Below are 18,259 nucleotides of genomic sequence, written 5' to 3'. Positions count from 1 at the left end.
TCCTGCCTATTCCTGTCTTTCTGGGGAGGGGGTCATCAGTTTGAGCGCGGCATGGCCGGTCATCGCGACCGCCTGCACCGCCAAGAGCACAAAGGCCACGGGCATGCTCGCCTTGAGCAGGTAACGGTATCCGAGGCCACCGGGATCGGGCGAGCCTTCGTTGATCGCATAGCTCGATTGCACATAGGCGATGCAAAGCCATGCAATGATCAGCGCGATGACAAAGAGCGCGGTGTTCGAGACGAGATCGACCAGCGCCTGTGTTTTGGGCCGCATCGTGCCGTAGAAGATATCGACCCGAACTTCGCCTCCTTGATTGAGGCCATAAGACATTCCAAAGAGCGCGCTCACAGCCATGATGTGCCACTCGGCTTCTTGCAGCGCGACGGTGCCATAGGAAAAGAGGTAGCGCGCCAGCACGTTGAACGCGACGACCAGCACCAGCGCTAGCGCGCTCCATGCCGCGACATGTCCGATCCCACGGACGAGGCCAGAAGCCCCGTCCGTGACGCGTTTGATCCCCGTCTGCATCACAAGGCGTAGAGCGGCTTTTCGGACACGGCGGCCCAACTGTCATGCTCGGCCTTGAACGCCATAAAGGCGTCATGCACCTTTTTGGTCGCGGGATCGGCTGCGGCACCTTCTTCCAGCACCTTTTGCGTGACGGCTTTCAACTCGTCGACCACATCTTGAGGCAAGGTGTTGGCGATCACGCCCTCATTCTCGACCAGATCCTTGAGGGCTGCGGCATTGTTGGCCTCGCACCAAGTGTGGCTCTCGAGGTTGCAGGCCATCGCAGCGGTGGACACAATCGCCTGAAGATCGGCAGGCAGCGTGTCCCACGCGGCCTTGTTGATCAAGAGTTCGGTCACGTTCGAGGGTTCGTGCCAGCCGGTCGTATAGTAATATTTGGCCGCATCATGCAGCCCGAGGCGGCGATCCTGATAGGGGCCGACAAATTCCGCCGCATCAATCACGCCCCGTTCCAGTGCCGGGAAAATCTCGCCACCCGGCAAGAGTTTCACATCAACACCCAGCGCGGCATAGACCTTGCCGGCCAGACCGGGAATACGCATCTTGAGGTCTTTGAAATCGGCGATGCTCTCGATCGGTTCGCGGAACCAGCCGGTCATCTGCACGCCGGTATTGCCCATCGGCAGCGCCTTGAGGCCAAGTGGCTCGTAAAGCTCATCCCAGAGCGCCATGCCACCGCCATGATAGAGCCAGGCCGTCATGCCCTGAAAGTTCATGCCAAAGGGCACGGTGGTAAAATACTGCGCTGCTGGCAGTTTTCCGGCCCAGAAATAGGCGTTGGCCGCATTCATCTCGACCGCCCCGCCCCGCACCGCGTCAAAGCCTTCGAGCGCCGGGATCAACTCGCCCGCCGCGAAATGCTGAATGGTCATGCGGCCACCGGACATCGCGGCAACCTTGTCACAGAAATCCTTGGGGCTGCCCGGACCCTCGACATAAAAGGGGGAACCGGGCCCATAGGCATTGGTCATTTTCCAAGCGAAACTGGTTTGTGCCCGCGCAATGCTCGGGGCGGCCAGAGGAGCGGCGGCAGCGGCCGCCAGAAACTTGCGTCTGTCCATAGTCCTGTCCTTATCCATCGGTTGCAGATGGGCAGACCATGAAGTTCCACAGGCCAGAAACCAGATTCCGCAGCGCAGAAACCGCAAAGGAATTGAATTTTGAATGCAATTCTGCACAAAATTGCGCAGCACTGTCCATTTATTGAGCGGAATGAAAAGGTTGTGACCTTGAAGCGCAGACAGACGACCGCTCCCAAGCGGTAACAACGGGCGGGCGCGGCATGGGCGAGGGTCACAGGGCAGGCCAATTCGGCACTTGCCCTTGGGATTATGGTGCGACACCAGCGGCGAACAGTCGTCCGACCCCGATGCTCCGCAGGCCCTGCCCGTCCTCACGCAAGAGAAACAGCGCATCGAGCCCGCGTGCGTCCGCAAGTGCAGCACCCGCCTCTGGCCCAAGCACCATGAGCGCCGTCGCCCAGGCATCGGCCTCGGCACAGGTGCGGGCCACGACAGTGACAGAGGCAGGCGCGGCGATCAGAGGTGCGCCGCGCCTTGGGTCCATCGTGTGAGACAGGCGCTTTCCCTGCACGTCGATCCAGTGACGGTAATCACCCGATGTCGCGACGGCCGCGTCCTCCAAGGCCAGAATAGAATGGGGCATCCGGCGCTCTGTGTCCGGCGCTTCCACAGCGATGGTCCAAGCTGCGCCATCGGAACGCGCCCCCATCGCGCGCATCTCTCCGTCTATACCCACAAGACCGTCAGCGATCCCATGGGCGCGCAGGGTTTCGGCCAGCCGGTCCACCCCATAGCCCTTGGCGATGCCATTGAGGTCAAGAGCAAGAGGCGCAAGCTTGCGGGCGTGTGTCTCGTTAAGGTCCAGCACCTCATGCGCCGGGCGTCGTTGGGCAGTCATTGCCGCGCGGATGGCATGGGGGGCGGCCGCCTCTGCGCCAAAACCCCAAGCTTTCACCGCATCCCCCATGCCGATGTCAAACGCCCCGCCCGTGGCGCGCCCGATCTCGAGGCCAAGGCGCAGGACCGCGGAGAGCCGCGCAGGCACCGCCACCCGCACGCCCACCGCTGCAGCGTTGAGGCGCATCAGGTCGCTGTCCGCCTTCCAAGTAGACATCTGCGCATCTACCTCGTCGACCGCCGCTTGCAGCGCGGTCTCGACTGCGCCCGCGTCAAAACCCGGTTCTGCGAAAAAGAGCGCCGACCACCGCGTGCCCATGGTCGGGCCATTGAGGGCAATACGCTCCTGTTCAATAGACATCTTCGACATACCGCCCCTCCGCCTTCAGTGTCGCAGGCGTCAGCCCGGTCGGTGCGAGAATCTCGGTCAGCGCATCAGCCACGCCTGCCGCCATGTCGCGCCCACCACAGACCATCACCCTCGCCCCGTCGCGAATGAGTCGCACAACTTCGCTCGCGTCACGGCGCAGCGCGTCTTGCACATAGAGGGGTCGCGCGACGCGTGAGGCGGCTGTGACCAGCCGGGTCAAACGGCGCTGGTCCTGCCACAGAGGCATTTCCTCGCCGTAAAAGAAATCGCTGTCGGGATGACGCATGCCAAAGAAGAGGTGAATGGGCCGGTGACGCACATTGCCGCGCACAAAGCCTGCCAACGGGCCAATACCGGTACCAGCACCAATCAGGATCAGCGGCGCGCGATCCCGACCGGCATGAAACCCGGGATTGGGGCGCAGGAAGGTGCGCACCGTGTCGCCCGGCACCAATGCCGCAAGCTGGCCCGAGCAGAGGCCGCCGGGATGTTTCTTCACGACAATCTCGACAAACCCGTCACGGCGCGCAGAGGCAAGTGAATAGAACCTTGGCAGGGGGCTGCCCTCGGGGAGGATACCGATCAGATCACCCGCCACAAAGCGCGCAAATCCGCCCCCGATCAATCGCTGCCAGAGCGTGACACGCGGCAGGGCAAAGCGCAGGATCGCCGTCGGAGCCTGAACCTCCGCGCCGTAGTCCCGGCGCGACACGAGGGTCAGCGTCTCTGTTCTGGGCAGCACGGGTTGGTGCGTCATGTCGAGGTCAATCCCGAGCACCTCGCCAAGCGCGCGGCCCCAACGGGCAAAGTCCTGCGGCGACTGGCGGTCGATGGTGTCGAAGGGCAAGAGTTCGGGCCACCCATGCGCCTGTGACGCTTGGGCTACCGCCTTGGCAAAGGCGCAATAGGCCGGAAAGCTGCGGTCGCCAAACCCCAGAACGGCGAGCGGAGTGCGAGGCGCGTGTTTGGAACCGCTCAGACGGTCAAGACACCCCGAGGCCGAGGCCGGTGCCGCCCCATCGCCATAGGTCGCGGCAAGCAGGATGATCCGTTGCGCCGAAGCATAACGCTCTGGCGCAAAGCTCGACATCGGGCCGACATGCACGCTCTGCCCGGCCTCTGTCAGCGCCGCATGAAGCGTGGCGGCAAACCCCCAGGTGCTGCCCCCTTCGCTGCCAACCAACAGGATCGTGTCGGCGCGCGCCATAGGCTGATTGCCCCGAATACGTGGCCGCCCGCGCCGCCCGGCCAACCAGACCAACACACCCGTCACTCCCATCGCAGGAACCCCGAGGGCCATAAGCCCGAGGATCAGCCCCAGCACCGCCGCGCCTTGCCCGGTGTGCAACATATAGATGGTTTCGGAGACACGCTCCCACCCGGTCAGGTCTGCCCAGGCAAGCAGCGCGCCATTTCCCTGATCGAGATATCCCATGCCTTGATCGGTCCGGAGTGTGAAGGCATCCGTCGCATCGCCCGGAAAGGGAAAGCTCAGGTCGCGCAGCGCGCTGACAGAGGTTTGGCCGAGGACCGGAATCAGGTCTACTGCAAGCCCCGTCTTTCCGCTGACTTCTGCGGGCAGGGCGAGCGTGGTGCCCGTGTCCGGAAGCAGATCAAAGGTAGAGGCCGTCATCCAGAGGGCCGTCATGGACGACAGGACAAGCCCGATCACGGCAATGCGGCCAATCTCGACATGCAGACGACCGGCAAGCGGACCGCGGGCGCGCGCGAACCAATGCCGCCAGCCGCCCATCCGCCGTGCGAGCAACAGCGCCCCCGAGAGCGACAGAGCCAGCATCGCCGCCGCCCCGAGGGCCATGGCGATGCGGCCTGTATCCCCAAGCAAAAGCGAGCGGTGCAGATTGGTGAGCCAGCGCTGAACCGTGTTGGGATCGGCCGAGGCCACGCCCTGACCGGTGGCAGGGTCGATCACGGCAGCACCGGGCGCGCCCTGATCGAACCAATAGGCCGTGATCCGCCCCGAGGGCGCGCGCCGGATCTGCTCGACGCCCGGATAGGCCGCCTGAATGCGGCCCGCGAGAGTGGCAACCGTCAGCCCGGCCTCGGCCTGCGGGGCGGTCAGACGCTCGGCCGCCGGAAAGACCGACAGGGCCGTGCCACTCAGGGTGAGGATAGTGACGAGGACGAGGGCCAGTAGACCCGGCCAACGGTGAAATGCGCGGATCATGGCCCCTCCTCACATGTCGTAAGCAAAGCTGGCAACGTAGCGGCGGCCAGGCACGGGTGTGCCCGCTCCTGCTGTCGTGAGGGGCACGGCCACCTCATTCGGGCTGTCGCGCATATCCTCGACGGCCGCGTCGATATGGAGCGTGTAGCCCGCATCAAAGAGCGCATCGGCCAGATCAAGCGTGATTTCGAGCGTTCGGCCCGCGCCGACACTGGCACCAGTGATGCCGTTGACCTGCGCCGTGTCTCCGCCCGTGGCACGATGCCAGTCGCTCAGATGCTTGTAATACTTTGATTTTCCGCCCGCCATCCACAGGCTACCGGCATAAGCGCCAGAGGCGTCGGTGACATAGAGCGCGATATAGGCGCCGTCGCCACCATAATTGGTCAGAGCGGTGGTCAGCGTCACGGGGCGGGCCATGGCAAAGCCGGGAAGCGCCAGAGCGGTGGCGAGCGTAAGCGTTGCGAGATGCGATTTCATGGGAAGTTTCCTTGTTGCGGGAGCGTTGTCGCGTTGAACGTGCGGCGCAGCAGCATCCGCCGCGCCGCCGCGTGGATCAGTTCACCTTGACCTGTGGCGGGGTGCCGGTGCCAAAGAGGCCGTTCTGTGGCGGGGCGACGGTACCGGCGGGCGCGGGATTGCGCGCACCCCCGCGATCATCGTCGTCCTCATCTTCTTCTTCCTCATCTTCTTCTTCGTCATCGTCATCGTCGTCATCACGGTCGTCATTGTCATCGTCATCGCCACTCACGAGCACGAGCGGCAGCTCTTGGTGCCCCTCATCGACGAGCGCGGCGAGGGACCGAAGGCCTTCACTCTCAGGCACGTGCATCGCACTCCAGGCGGGAACGCCAATGGCAGCGGTCAGCGCGGTCGAGGCGACGAGAAGCGTCAGGGTCTTTTTCATGGCAGGGTCTCCTTTCGTCTGCTGCGCCCAATCTCGGGGGTGGACCTGAGGAAACCCTGACGCAGCGGTGATTCCTGCTTCAGCTTGGCGTCAGGAATGAAAAAGCCCCGCCTTTCTACAGCGGGGCCAAATCGGGCCTGGGGCATGATCGGCCAAGGATTCGCAACGATCAGCCTATGTCGCCGGGTGCGGGCGCGCGTTTGTCACCCGTGACCATGGCGCGGGCGAGGTTTTCGTGATGCCGGAACGAGGCCAGCACAACGCCACCCACATGCAAGGCCACGAGCAGAAGCATCAGATTGGCCAGTGTTTCATGGACCTCTTCCAGCACGCCTTCGGCCCCGCTCTCTGCGCCGCCATCGTCATCGGCCCAGGCGGGTGCTACGATCTGCGGCATGTCAGGCAGGAGTGCGAGACGGTCCGGCTCTGCCATCAGCCAACCCGTCAAGGCGGTGCCCGAGAGCGTCACCAGCAGCGCCACGATCATGGCCGCGCCCGCGGGATTATGGCCAAGATAGCGCCGCTCCTTGCCGCGTGCCATATCGCCAAGATAGGACATGACCGCGCGCGGACCTTTCAGGAATTGAGAGAACCGGGCATGCCGGCTACCGACAAGGCCCCAGATGAGGCGAAAGGCCACCAGACCGGCGACGACATAGCCCGCGACCTCGTGAACCGTGTCAAGCTCTTCGGCACTCAGCCAGGCCACCACAAAGGCGGCGACAAGGCTCCAATGGAAGACCCGGATCAGAGGGTCCCAGACCCGGACCACAGGTTTTGTCCCGGCGTCCGGTTGGAATGTAGGGTGAGCGTTGGCTTCAGTCATTTTTCTCTCCTTCGCGATCACGGCTGCGGCGCGCATCGTCGTCTTCGTCCTCGTATTCGATCTCAATCACCTCAAGCGTCGCGGGATGGACCGTCACTTCGATCCGGCGGCCATTGGCATCGCGACCGTCAATCTCATAGCAGCCATCGTCGATCTTGATGCGGCGCACGGCCCAGCCGTTCTCTTCGGCCAGTCGGGCGACAGCATCGCGCGGCTGCCAATCGGCCATCGGCACAAAGCAGTCATCCTCCGCCAATGCAGCACCGGCCGGAAAGACCGCGAGAAATCCGAGAATTGTCACTGTCTTCTTCATGGGCCAAACTCCTCGTGGCACGACTCTTGGGGCAAGATATGCGCGGCGAAGCTGACGGCAGGCTGAAGGCAGGCGGCTTTGTGCGTCAGATTACCTTCAGCCTCGGTTTGGATAGAGGGCCACCCGACAAGGCGGCCCTTCGGCGCGGATCAGGCCGAGCCCTTGCGACCGGCCATCACACCAAGCAGGGTCATGACAATCCCAAGCACGATCAGCAAGCCGACCGTGAGATTGGGCACATAATAGGTGGAATATATTTCCCACCCGAGGGCGCGCAATATTTGCCCGACCTCGGTATAGACCCCGATCAGATGCCCACCGAGCGTGCCAGTGACCCCGACAAGAACGACGCCCACACCGGACAGAACAAGCATCACAAAGCGAGGCACCCCATGCCAGAGCGCATCGCCTTGCATCAGGCGGGTGATCGCCAGCAGGGTGAAATAGGCCAGCGACCAGCTTGCCGTCAGCATATGGTTGCGCCCCATGGGACTAGACGAGAGCGCCTGCCAGTCCCAGACCATCAGCCCGACACCATAGGTCACGGCACCGAACAGCACACCCAGCACCAGAAACACCGGCAAGGCGCGATCCGCCGCCTGCCCCACCGACCCGTCGTTGATGACCCGCAAAAAGATCAATAACGCCGATGCCAGCCACAGAGCCGTTGGAAAGTGAACAAGAACAACATGATATGCGGCCATTTTCAGGCTCCTTTCGTGGCAGAGATGGATCGGTTCAAGGCGACGCCGAACCCCGCGATCAGCACAAGGCCCGCCAGAATGGTCAGCCCCCATTGCCGCCGGATCTGATCGTTGAATTCGACCTCGATGCCGTAGTTGCTCAACTGTTCCGGGGTATGACGAAACCGGACCGGCACGCCTTCGGCGATGCGCTCTGCGCCTGCGTGGGCACCGGAATTGAGCAACGGCCAAGTCACCTGTCCGGGGTAAAAGAGAGTGATGTCGGTCCAGGCGTCACCCCATTGCGGTTGACTTCCGGCAAAGCGCACGGCCTTGATATCGGCCTCGCGGTCCAGACCCAGACTCTGTGGCAACGATACATAGTGCCAACGCCCGCCAGTCGCGTTGCGGTGGATCGCAAAGGCCACATCATAGACCCCCAGATCATGCAGGATCTTGTCATCCTGCGGTGCGCCAGTATCCAGCGCGCGCGACAGCGTGACGTCCCAATAGCCATCGGACCAACGGCCCTTTCCGGGCGCTGTGATGTCGGCCCGCGATCCGTCGGGCAGGTTAAGGATGCGTCTCGGGATCACGTCACCGTTCTGCCATGTGCGCTCGGGGTCGAACGGCACTGAAACGTTGGGTGTCAGCGCATAGGCCTGTTCCTGCGTGATCCGGCCCGCCATCATGTCCTCCCAGCGCAAGGCGGCATAGCCTGTTCTGCCTGAATCAAACATCACCTTGGGTTGCGATATCTCCTTGTCCCAATTGGTCGAATACGCGGACTTGCCATCATCGCCATCACGCCCGGCACCGATATTCTGGTCATCAGCGTAGCCCAGCGGATTTGACCGCCCACCCCGCCAGTGCCAAAGATCAAGGAAATATCCGGCCGCGCGCAGCCGTGCCTGGACATCCTCGGGGGCCATGTCATCCCATGCGCCCAAGCGGTTGCGCGTCGCAGGCAGGTATTTCGTGACCTCCTCGGAGGCCTCATCGGTCAGTCCGGCCAAGCCGGCCCCGATCGTGATATACCCGCCATAGCGCCCGAATTCCGGCACCGATCCATCGTCAAGCATCATCGCCACGCGGTCTTCGTGCAGCCCGTCAGGGTTGGACCCCGGAACAGCGTTGCCACGAACCTGCCATTCGCCATCCTGATAAACCAGAACATCGTGAAAAATGCCGGGACTCTCCGCAGGCCAGCGATAGCGAAAGAACATCCTGTCATCGTTGTAGGCCGCCTGCACCTGCAGGGGCACGGTCAGCGTTTCGGGGATACTGATATTGCGCTCCGGATCATTGACCACAACGCCAGTCCCATGTGTCACCCAGCTTATGAGCAACCCTCCGAGGAATAGCACTGAGGCCACCGGTAAGGTGTATTTGTTCATTATTTGTTCCTCTCATATCCGGGGACCGCTTCTCAACCCGGCTCGAAACGGCATATACGTGTCACGCGGGCAGGTCCTTGATCCAAGTCAGCCCTAAATTGCAGCCACTGTTCATCCTGGGTCAGAGACCGGAGACGGACCGACGCAGACCAAACATCAAAGCTTACGCCAAGCTGACACGCTTGCCCTGAAACCGTCAGCCTTGCGTAAGACGGGCCGATGAAAGAACACTGGCCGGAATGGGGGACAAACAATGCGCATCCTGTTGATCGAAGACGACACGGTTCTGGGTGCCGCAGTGCGCGACCAGATCGCAGGCGATGGCCAGTCGGTCGATTGGGTCACGCGCCTTGATGCCGCGCACGACGCACAGCGCAGCGCGGCCTATGACCTTATCCTGCTTGACCTGATGCTGCCCGATGGGCGCGGCATCGGGTTTCTCAAGAGTTTGCGCGCGCGGGGTGACGTGACGCCGGTCATCATCCTGACCGCGCTCGACCAGATTTCTGACCGGATCGAAGGGCTGAACGCGGGGGCCGACGATTATCTGGTGAAACCCTTTGATCTGGCCGAACTGTCCGCGCGCATCGGGTCCGTCGCGCGGCGCTACAGCGGCAACCCAAACCCGATCATCAGCCATGGTCCGCTCGACATCGACCTTGCGGCGCGCAGCGTGCATCGCGATGGCAAGCCGGTCCCGCTGACCGCGCGGGAATGGGCGCTGTTCGAAGCCCTGCTTGCGCGGCCCGGTCAGCTCTTGTCCAAGGCGCAACTGGAAGAAAAGCTCTATAGCTTCGACGCTGAAATCGAGAGCAACACCATCGAGGTCCATGTCAGCCGCCTGCGCAAGAAACTGGGTTCCGCCATCATCGAGACAGAGCGCGGCATGGGCTACCGCTTGGGCAAAGCATGAGGTGGCGCGCCAGCCTTCAGGCACGGCTTGGCCTTACGCTTGGCCTCGTGCTCACGGTCCTGTGGCTGTTGGCCGCCTCGGTCACGGCCGTGATCGTCCGGAGCGAGATGGACGAGGTGTTCGACAGCGCGCTGCGCGAGACCGCAGAACGCATCCTGCCATTGGCCGTGACCGACATTGTCGGGCGCGAGGATCAAGGCGTGACGCAGCGGCTGGCCCCGATCCGCGCGCATGACGAGTTCTTTACCTATCTCGTGCGCGATGCCGAGGGGCGTATCCTGCTGCAATCTCATGCCGCCGATGTGGCCATGTTCCCGCCATGGGAGGGGCCGGGGTTTGTCGAAACCGCCAGCCATCGCTATTACAGTGACGCCGCTCTTCAGGGAACGATCCGCATCACCGTGGCCGAACCGCTGGCGCATCGTGCCTCTGTTGCGCGGGAAATCCAGATGGGCCTCGGCCTGCCACTCCTGATCGTGCTGCCTCTGGCCCTAGGGGCCATCATCTTGGCCGTCCGCTTCAGCCTCGCCCCGCTGCGCCGGTTCCGCACCAGACTTGAGGCGCGCGGTGCCCGTGACCTCTCGGAGGTTCCCGGCGACGATCTGCCCACGGAAATCGCCCCGCTCGCTGCCACCTTGAATAGTCTGTTGTCCAGATTGCGCGATGCATTCGAGGCCGAGCGCAGCTTTGCGGCGAACGCGGCGCATGAGCTGAGGACGCCACTGGCTGGGGCCATCGCGCAAGCGCAGCGCCTCGGGTCCGAGACGCAGGACCCGGCCACCAAGGCGCGTGCGGCCGAAATCGAGACGACGCTCAAGCGCCTGACCCGGTTTTCTGAACGCCTGATGCAACTTGCGCGCGCCGAAGGTGGGCGGCTGCGGATGGACCATAGCGCCGATCTGAGGGCCATCGCGCGTGTGGTGGTGGATGATCTGGCGCGCGGGGCCGCGCCGGGGCGGATCGTGTTGACGCTGCCGGAAACGGCGGTCTTGTCGGATATTGATCCCGATGCTTTCGCGATTTTGTGCCGAAATCTTGTGGAAAACGCCCTCCGGCATGGGGCAGACACGGCTCCGGTCGAGGTCACGCTGACGCCAGGGGGGCGGCTGGTTGTGGCGAACGAAGGGCCGGTGCTGCCGCGTGACAGGCTGGATCGGCTGACGGTGCGGTTTGAACGGGCGAATGTGGGGGCGGAGGGTAGCGGTCTGGGTCTTGCCATTGTGGCCGCCATTGCGGATCGGATCGAGAGCCCGCTTGTTCTTGAGTCCCCGCGTCCGGGGGCGAAATCGGGCTTTCAGGCGTCCATCCTGTTGCCGACAGAGGACGAACGGGCGTAAGAGGACGCAGGGCGCCAAGTGGCGTTTTCTGAAAATTTATATTATAAATCAAATACTTGATTATCCTTTCGCAAAGATGCCTTGCACTACAGCGCCCGGCGACGCTTGACGCTGCGATTCTGCCCCTGATACGCTATGGGAATGTTTGGGCCTGTCCGACCGGTCAGAGCCCAGCTAGGATAATGGCGGGAGGTAAGGCATTGTGAATAAACTGGAAAATGCCCTTGCCGCGATTGACGCGGCCAACCGCCATGACCCGGATGTGCGCGAAGGGGAGCCCGCGGCGTGGCTTTATGGGCGGCGGATGAGCGCGGAATGTAACCGGCTGTTCCCCAACGCATCAGAGCCCCTGCAAATCGCCGCGCGGGGCCAGCATATTGAACGTTGGATCTTGAAAAGACAGGATTTTCCAGAAGGGCGCGCGGGCTATCTGACATGGCGCACGACTCTTGCCAAACATCACGCAACCCGTGTGGGCGAGATCATGCAAGACGCAGGCTATGACAGCCAAGACATTGAACGCGCTCAGAAAATGATCCGCAAAGAGGGGATCAAACGCGATGCGGACGTGCAGGCGTTGGAGGATGTGATCTGTTTCACCTTTCTCAAATGGTATTTCGCGCCGTTTGCCCCCTCGCAAGACCCTGAAAAGCTGGATCGGATCGTGACCAAGACCGCGCTGAAAATGTCCGAACCGGGGCGCGCGCGGGTGCTGGAAGAGTTCGATCTGCCTGAGTCTTTGGCGGTTCACTTCCGAGTTTGAACCTTACAAACCTTACAAATCTGTCGGTGATTTTGTAAGGTTGTCAGAGCATGTCCGACACCACCAGAGGCACCCATTCCGCGCGGACAACTCACGACAGGATCGCCGGTCGCGCGGCAGATAATCTGCGCCGCCTCTTTGCCGGTGCCATTGTCGTTTGCGTGGCACGAGATATGATCGCGGGAAAATCGGAATGTGGCCCCCGGCGGCACGGTGCGGGGCGCAGGCCCTTGGGGGCGGAATGGGAGATATGAGATGAACCTAGCGCGACTGGCCTCTGAGGCTGCGGATCGGGGGCGGCCTGTTCGGGCGGGGCTGATTGGCGCGGGCAAATTTGGCTCGATGTTCCTGAGCCAGGTGCCGACCATCGCGGGGCTCGAGGTGACGGCGATTGCGGATCTCGATCCCGCCCGCGCCCGGACCGCCTGTGCCGCGGTCGGCTGGGACGAGAGCCGCATGGCCAGCACGGCCTATATCGAGGATGGTGCAGCCCTTGGGCTGCGGGATGATGTCGATGTGGTGATCGAGGCCACCGGCAACCCGCGCGCCGGGATTATCCATGCGCGCGCCGCCATTGCAGGCGGCAAGCATGTGGTGATGGTGAATGTCGAGGCGGATGTGTTGGCTGGCCCCCTCCTCGCTGCCGAGGCGCGGGCGGCGGGCGTGGTCTATTCCATGGCCTACGGCGATCAACCGGCGCTCGTGTCGGAAATGGTCGATTGGGCGCGCGCCACCGGATTTCACGTCACGGCGGCGGGCAAGGGCACCAAATACCTGCCTGCCTATCATGCCGTCACGCCCGATGACGTCTGGTCGCATTATGGCCTGACCGCGCAAGAGGCGGCCGCAGCGGGGATGAATCCGCAAATGTTCAACTCTTTTCTCGATGGCACCAAGAGCGCCATCGAGATGGTGGCGATTGCCAATGCCTGCGGTCTCGATGTGCCCGACAATGGCCTCGGCTTTCCCCCATGTGGCGTGGATGATCTGGCGCATGTGCTGCGCCCGCGCGCGGTGGGCGGGCAACTGGACCGGCGCGGCATGGTGGAAACCGTGTCCTCGCTCGAACGCGACGGGCGGCCTGTGTTCCGTGATCTGCGCTGGGGGGTTTATGTGGTGCTCGAGGCGCCCAATGACTATGCCGCCGCCTGTTTCAAGCAATACGGTCTGCCCACGGATTCCACCGGGCGTTTTGCGTCGATGTACAAGCCCTTTCATCTGATCGGGTTGGAATTGTCGATTTCCGTCCTGAGTGCCGCGCTGCGCCACGAGCCCACCGGCCAAGCGCGCGAGATGCGCGGCACCGTGGCCTCGGTCGCCAAGCGGGCGCTCAAGGCGGGCGAGGTGCTGGATGGCGAGGGCGGCTATACGGTCTGGGGCAAGGCGCTGCCGCTCAGCCGGGCGGGGGCGGCGCTGCCCATTGGTCTGGCCCATGGGGTGCGATTGACGCGCGACATCGCGGCAGGGGCGGTGTTGATGCTCGACGATGTCGATCTGTCGGGCAACGATGCCGCAACGCTCTACCGCGCCGCCATAGCGGGGTGATCGCGGCGCTGCGGGATGCCGCAGCCCTGCACCAAGGGCGCTGGACCACGCGGCGGATGAGAGGGACAGGGCGCGGGCGGATGACCGCAAGGCGGGCTTTTGCCGGTCAAGAGGGGCCAGTTTGGTTGCATAGGGGCTGAGGTTTGGCATATAACAGGGCAAAAGAGGACGGCACGGTCAACGTGCCGCGACGAGGCTAGGATCAGGCGGACCAGACCGGTGCAACACGTACGGACAGTCGGAAAGACCACGCTTGCGGCGCTTTTGTGCCTGACGCTTGCGATATGGTCGATCGCGCCGCGCGCAAGCCATGTGCCCTCCCTGCTCGAGGTTGTGGCCGATCATGCCGAAATGATTGCAGAGCATGGCCATTCGCATGGATTTGAAGAGGATCTCTACTGGGCGCTCCACGGGCATAGCCATGATGTGACGGACCATGATCACAGTCAGGCGCTGCTGGCGCTTGGCGCGGTCTCGGACGCGATGCCGGGCTATCGCGATGGCTTTCGGCCTCGACCTGCATCTGATGGGTGGCATCGCGCCTACGCGATCGAACGACCTCCGCGCGCCTGATCCGCGCCGCGCAGTGCGGCGTCACCGATCCTTCAACAGCTTATCGGAGATCCATCCATGACCTCGTTTTCACGGGTCACGCGCGCCGTGGCATCACGCCCTTTGGTCTCGCTGATCCTGCTTTCACTGGCGGCACTCTTGCTGTCGGCCCCCCACGCTCTTGCCCATAACGTCACCGAAGGCGATGCGGGCTATATTCAGGAAATCTGGGGGGTGAACATCATTCCCTTTCTCTATCTCGGTGCCAAGCACATGGTAACGGGCTACGATCACATCCTCTTTCTGCTTGGCGTCGTTTTCTTTCTCTACAAGATGAAGGACGTCGCCCTCTATGTCAGCATCTTTGCCTTTGGCCACTCGGTCACGATGCTTGCGGGCGTCTGGTATGGTTGGGGCATCAACGCCTATATCATTGATGCGATCATCGGGCTGTCGGTGGTCTACAAGGCGCTCGACAACCTCGGGGCCTATCAGAAATGGTTCGGGTTCCAGCCCGATACCAAGGCCGCAACGCTGATCTTTGGCCTCTTTCACGGCACCGGTCTTGCGACCAAGATCCTCGACTATGAGATTGCCGAAGATGGGCTATTGGCCAATCTGCTGGCGTTCAATGTGGGGGTTGAGCTGGGTCAGATACTGGCGCTGGCCCTCATTCTCATCGTCATGGGCTACTGGCGCCGCAGTCCCAACTTCATGCAGCAGGCCAGTGCTGCGAATATCCTCATGATCCTCCTCGGCGTTTTGCTGACCGGCCAACAGGTGGCTGGCTATCTCGCCTCAGTCTGAAGAAACGGAGACCACAATGAACAATGCACCCAAACCCCGCCTCGAAGACCTGCCGAGCCGCGCGCAGCTCTTTCGGTCCAGCATCCTTGCAGGCCTCAGCGCGCTTGCGATCCTTGTGACCGTGGTTTTACCTGCGGAATATGCCATCGACCCCACCGGAATTGGCCGCGTGCTGGGGCTGACCGAAATGGGCGAGATCAAGGTCCAGCTTGCCAAGGAGGCCGAAGCAGATCGCCTGATGGACGCAGAGAGCGCGCCGGATCAGTCCTCAAGTTTGAGCGATGCGGTCTTTGGCCTCTTGGTAGGGTCCGCGCAGGCGCAAGAGGCCTGGCGGGACGACGTGACCTTTACGCTGGAACCTGGGGCCAGTGCAGAGGTCAAGCTGGTGATGCAGGCGGGCGATGTCGCCAGCTATGCCTGGGCCGCAACCGGGGGTCGGATCAATTTTGATCTACATGCTCATGGTGACGGGCAATCGGTGGATTATGACAGTGGGCGCGGGGCCACCGCCGGAGAAGGCGAGATCACAGCCGCCTTTGCCGGGGAACACGGCTGGTTCTGGCGCAACCGCGACGAAAACACGGTCACGATCACGCTGCAATTGCGCGGGGCCTATGCAGAGGTTGTCGGCACCTACTGACAGCGCAGGGGCACCCTAAGATCCAGTCGCGCTCTAAGGCTCTGCGGCCATGCCGCCGCCGGGGGCGCTCTGGCGGATATCGTGGGCAATCTCGTCTATCGGGCGTTCGAAGAGCGCCCGAAGCATTGACGGAATGTCGCCGGTGTAATCGGGCAGAAACTCGAGCATGAGGCCGTGACGCGCAAAGCTCTCGGCGTCATAGAGTGCGCGGCCACCGGGGGCGTTCAGGTAGTGGGTGGCGCCCAGACGCCCGGCAATCTCGATCACGCGATCCTGCCGCCGCAGATCGGGCGAAACGCCCAAGCTCGAACTGCGCAGGATCGTGGCGCGCGCGCCCAGCGCCTGCGCGACAAGGCGCAGCCCGGTTTCAAGAAGATCGACAAGATTGCCTGTCGGGGCCTCGAGCAGACCCAAGACCTCGCGGCGCAGGGCGGTATCGCGCGGCGTGGCCCAAGGCAGGCGTGACACTTGCCGGGCCATCAGGGCGGGCGCATTGTTGGCAAAGGTCATGTCGCGGATGAGTGCCGCCCGTGGGGCGGGGGCCAAAGGCAGGGTCAGCCAGGTTTGCGGCGCAATTTCGCACCGATGGACGCGGCCGCGCCTTGGGAACTGCACACAGTCAAACAGGACAAAGGTGTCACATTCGGTCAGAAGGCGCCAATAGCCGCCATAGGGGAAAAGGTAGGGTTGCATGATCGCCACCCGCATGTCGGCCGCCTAGCCCAACAGCTTGCGGGCGAACCGCCGCGCCGCTTTCTCGACGATCTGAAGCTTGCGGTCAAAGGCGACCGCGCCCTCGGGCACGGACCGGGTGATGACGGTGCCGGCGGTCACGATGCAATCGGAGCCGACCGAACAATTGTCGACAAGGCCGGAATGCCCGCCGAAGAAACAGCACGAGCCGACGCGGCAATTCCCGGCGATGCCGCAATAGGAGGCGAAAAAGCAGGCATCGCCGATCTCTGTATGATGGCCGATGTGGACCTTGCTCCAGAGCACAGAGCAGGCCCCGAGGCGGGCGAAGGGCTGAACGGTGCATTCCTCGAGGATGATGGAATTCTCACCGATATGCGCCCCGGCGACATGCGAGGACGGGTGGATATAGCTGGCAAAGTCATAGCCCCTGCGTTTGCCCTCGAGATATCTGTCGCGGCGGAACCGGTTATTGTCGCGATAGCTGAGAGGGCCAAGGATCTGGACCTGATCGGACGGAAAATGCTGCTCTATCGTTTCCCATGCGACAATCGGCAGATTGCCAAAGCGACCGGACTCGGGCATGAATGCGCGATCCACCGTGTATCCGACGACGGTCAGGTCCGGGTCTGCTTCCAGATAAAACGCCAGAACTTCGGCCAACTGCCCAGCCCCGAAAATAACGACATCTGTCATGAATACTCCGCCCCGCGATATCCCGAGCCTACCATTGCCGCAGAGCGCGTTGCAAGACAGGCTGCCGATTGCCCTTCCGCTGCTTCCATCGGCAGAGGCCGTCGCACCCTATCTGCGCCGCATGGACGCCGCACGGCGCTATAGCAATCATGGCCCGCTGGTCAGAGAGCTTGAGGCGCGGCTTGCGTTTGGGTTCGGTGTGCCGGCGGGATCGGTCATTGCCTGCGCCAATGGCACGCTCGCACTGGGGGCGGCCATCACGGCGGCGCGGGCGTTTCGACCCCGCCCCGGTCGCACTCTGTGCCTTGTGCCTGCCTATACCTATGTGGCAACGGCCGCGGCGGCACAGGCCGCCGGTCTGTCGCTGCATATCGTGGATGTGGATGCCCAAAGCTGGGCTCTTGATCCACAAGCGCTCCGGTCCCATCCGCGGCTGGAGGAGGTCGCCGTGGTGGTGCCCGTTGCCCCCTATGGGCGCGCGCCGGATCTGGAGGCCTGGGCGCAGTTCGCCGAAGATACCGGCATTGCCGTGGCAATCGACGGTGCGGCCTGTTTCGAATGGTTCTGTGCGGAGGCGCGGCAGGTGCCCCCCGGTCTGCCCGTCGCCGTCAGCCTGCATGCGACCAAGAGCTTTGGGTGTGGCGAAGGCGGGCTGGTTGTTGCCTCGGATACCGACACGATGAGGGCGGTCCACGCGGCGCTCAATTTTGGCTTTCTGGGAACACGGATTGCCCAGACGCCGGGGATCAACGGCAAGATGAGCGAATACCATGCCAGTGTCGCGCATGCCGAACTGGACGGTTGGGCGGCAAAGGCCGCGACATGGTCGCAGGTGGCGCAAAGCTGGCGCGAGGGGTCATCCGCGATCCACAGCGCGCCGAAACTGGCCGTTTGCTATGCGCTCTATCAAGCGGTTTCGCCCGAGGCGGCCGCGCATCTGGTGAGCCAGCTTGATCAGGCGGGCATTGATAGCCTGTTCTGGTATGGGGGCGGGATTGCTCAGCATCCGGCCTATGCGGACTGGCCCTCTGACCCTTTGCCAAACACCACGTCGCTCTGCCAAACGCTCATCGGTCTGCCGAGTTTCGTCGATCTGCCGCGCGACCGGATTCTTGGGGTCTTGCAAGAGGTTATCATCCCCGCAGAAGCCCAAGGAGAGAGACACTAGCGGCGGCA

General features: G+C 62.9%; 20 protein-coding genes. 8 read left to right on the top strand and 12 right to left on the bottom strand.

Annotated features, from left to right (window positions below; all coding sequences use genetic code 11):
* Positions 1-6: 6 nt before the first annotated feature.
* From KBT70_RS19405 to KBT70_RS19360, 10 genes are all read right to left on the bottom strand, one after another.
* Entirely contained in the window at positions 7-531 is a 525-nt protein-coding gene (locus KBT70_RS19405) for a TRAP transporter small permease subunit (RefSeq protein WP_296638004.1), read from the bottom strand.
* Positions 531-1,595: a TRAP transporter substrate-binding protein gene (locus KBT70_RS19400; RefSeq protein WP_296638001.1), complete on the bottom strand. Its 1,065-nt coding sequence runs from the start codon at positions 1,593-1,595 to the stop codon at positions 531-533. Before KBT70_RS19400 ends, KBT70_RS19405 begins: the two co-directional genes overlap by 1 nt.
* A 268-nt stretch (positions 1,596-1,863) precedes the next feature.
* Entirely contained in the window at positions 1,864-2,823 is a 960-nt protein-coding gene (locus KBT70_RS19395; RefSeq protein WP_296637998.1) for an FAD:protein FMN transferase, read from the bottom strand.
* The gene (locus KBT70_RS19390) at positions 2,804-5,011 is read right to left on the bottom strand and encodes a PepSY domain-containing protein (protein ID WP_296637996.1); all 2,208 of its coding nucleotides are present in this window, start codon (positions 5,009-5,011) and stop codon (positions 2,804-2,806) included. Before KBT70_RS19390 ends, KBT70_RS19395 begins: the two co-directional genes overlap by 20 nt.
* 9 nt (positions 5,012-5,020) lie before the next feature.
* The gene (locus tag KBT70_RS19385) at positions 5,021-5,491 is read right to left on the bottom strand and encodes a DUF2271 domain-containing protein (RefSeq protein ID WP_296637993.1); all 471 of its coding nucleotides are present in this window, start codon (positions 5,489-5,491) and stop codon (positions 5,021-5,023) included.
* Between the two features lie 76 nt (positions 5,492-5,567).
* The gene (locus KBT70_RS19380; RefSeq protein ID WP_296637990.1) at positions 5,568-5,918 is read right to left on the bottom strand and encodes a hypothetical protein; all 351 of its coding nucleotides are present in this window, start codon (positions 5,916-5,918) and stop codon (positions 5,568-5,570) included.
* Positions 5,919-6,087: 169 nt separating this feature from the next.
* On the bottom strand, positions 6,088-6,744 hold the full coding sequence (locus KBT70_RS19375; protein ID WP_296637988.1) for a cytochrome b/b6 domain-containing protein: 657 nt from the start codon (positions 6,742-6,744) through the stop codon (positions 6,088-6,090).
* Positions 6,737-7,057: a PepSY domain-containing protein gene (locus tag KBT70_RS19370; RefSeq protein ID WP_296637986.1), complete on the bottom strand. Its 321-nt coding sequence runs from the start codon at positions 7,055-7,057 to the stop codon at positions 6,737-6,739. The genes KBT70_RS19375 and KBT70_RS19370 overlap by 8 nt, the downstream gene beginning before the upstream one ends.
* 149 nt (positions 7,058-7,206) lie before the next feature.
* Complete coding sequence (locus tag KBT70_RS19365) at positions 7,207-7,761, bottom strand: hypothetical protein (protein ID WP_296637984.1); 555 nt, start codon at positions 7,759-7,761, stop codon at positions 7,207-7,209.
* Positions 7,762-7,763: 2 nt separating this feature from the next.
* Positions 7,764-9,137, bottom strand: a complete 1,374-nt coding sequence (locus KBT70_RS19360) for an ethylbenzene dehydrogenase-related protein (RefSeq protein WP_296637980.1) — start codon at positions 9,135-9,137, stop codon at positions 7,764-7,766.
* A 253-nt stretch (positions 9,138-9,390) separates the two neighbouring features.
* Between KBT70_RS19360 and KBT70_RS19355 the strand changes: the two genes are divergently transcribed.
* From KBT70_RS19355 to KBT70_RS19325, 7 genes are all read left to right on the top strand, one after another.
* Positions 9,391-10,050: a response regulator transcription factor gene (locus KBT70_RS19355; protein ID WP_296637977.1), complete on the top strand. Its 660-nt coding sequence runs from the start codon at positions 9,391-9,393 to the stop codon at positions 10,048-10,050.
* The gene (locus KBT70_RS19350) at positions 10,047-11,387 is read left to right on the top strand and encodes an ATP-binding protein (RefSeq protein ID WP_296637975.1); all 1,341 of its coding nucleotides are present in this window, start codon (positions 10,047-10,049) and stop codon (positions 11,385-11,387) included. The genes KBT70_RS19355 and KBT70_RS19350 overlap by 4 nt, the downstream gene beginning before the upstream one ends.
* A 202-nt stretch (positions 11,388-11,589) precedes the next feature.
* Positions 11,590-12,150, top strand: a complete 561-nt coding sequence (locus KBT70_RS19345; RefSeq protein ID WP_296637973.1) for a DUF4202 domain-containing protein — start codon at positions 11,590-11,592, stop codon at positions 12,148-12,150.
* Positions 12,151-12,405: 255 nt separating this feature from the next.
* Positions 12,406-13,695, top strand: coding sequence for an SAF domain-containing protein (locus KBT70_RS19340; RefSeq protein ID WP_296637972.1), 1,290 nt, complete (start codon positions 12,406-12,408; stop codon positions 13,693-13,695).
* A gap of 219 nt (positions 13,696-13,914) precedes the next feature.
* A complete protein-coding gene (locus KBT70_RS19335; RefSeq protein WP_296637970.1) occupies positions 13,915-14,268 on the top strand; it encodes a hypothetical protein in 354 nt (117 codons plus the stop codon).
* Between the two features lie 57 nt (positions 14,269-14,325).
* A complete protein-coding gene (locus tag KBT70_RS19330) occupies positions 14,326-15,054 on the top strand; it encodes a HupE/UreJ family protein (RefSeq protein ID WP_296637968.1) in 729 nt (242 codons plus the stop codon).
* Positions 15,055-15,070: 16 nt separating this feature from the next.
* Positions 15,071-15,694, top strand: coding sequence for a transmembrane anchor protein (locus tag KBT70_RS19325; RefSeq protein ID WP_296637965.1), 624 nt, complete (start codon positions 15,071-15,073; stop codon positions 15,692-15,694).
* Between the two features lie 33 nt (positions 15,695-15,727).
* On the opposite strand, the gene KBT70_RS19320 is transcribed toward KBT70_RS19325, so the two are convergent.
* Positions 15,728-16,387, bottom strand: a complete 660-nt coding sequence (locus KBT70_RS19320; RefSeq protein WP_296637963.1) for a WbqC family protein — start codon at positions 16,385-16,387, stop codon at positions 15,728-15,730.
* A 24-nt stretch (positions 16,388-16,411) separates the two neighbouring features.
* Positions 16,412-17,083 (bottom strand): acetyltransferase, encoded by a 672-nt coding sequence (locus KBT70_RS19315; RefSeq protein ID WP_296637961.1) that lies wholly within the window; start codon positions 17,081-17,083, stop codon positions 16,412-16,414.
* On the opposite strand from KBT70_RS19315, the gene KBT70_RS19310 reads away from it, so the two are divergent.
* Entirely contained in the window at positions 17,082-18,251 is a 1,170-nt protein-coding gene (locus tag KBT70_RS19310) for a DegT/DnrJ/EryC1/StrS family aminotransferase (RefSeq protein WP_296637959.1), read from the top strand. The genes KBT70_RS19315 and KBT70_RS19310 overlap by 2 nt on opposite strands.
* Positions 18,252-18,259 lie beyond the last annotated feature (8 nt).

Source organism: Roseovarius sp., assembly GCF_018066915.1.
In the GTDB taxonomy this organism is placed as follows: Bacteria; Pseudomonadota; Alphaproteobacteria; order Rhodobacterales; family Rhodobacteraceae; genus Roseovarius.
Note: the sequence above shows the minus strand (reverse complement) of the source record. Positions and strands in the feature narration are given on the sequence as shown.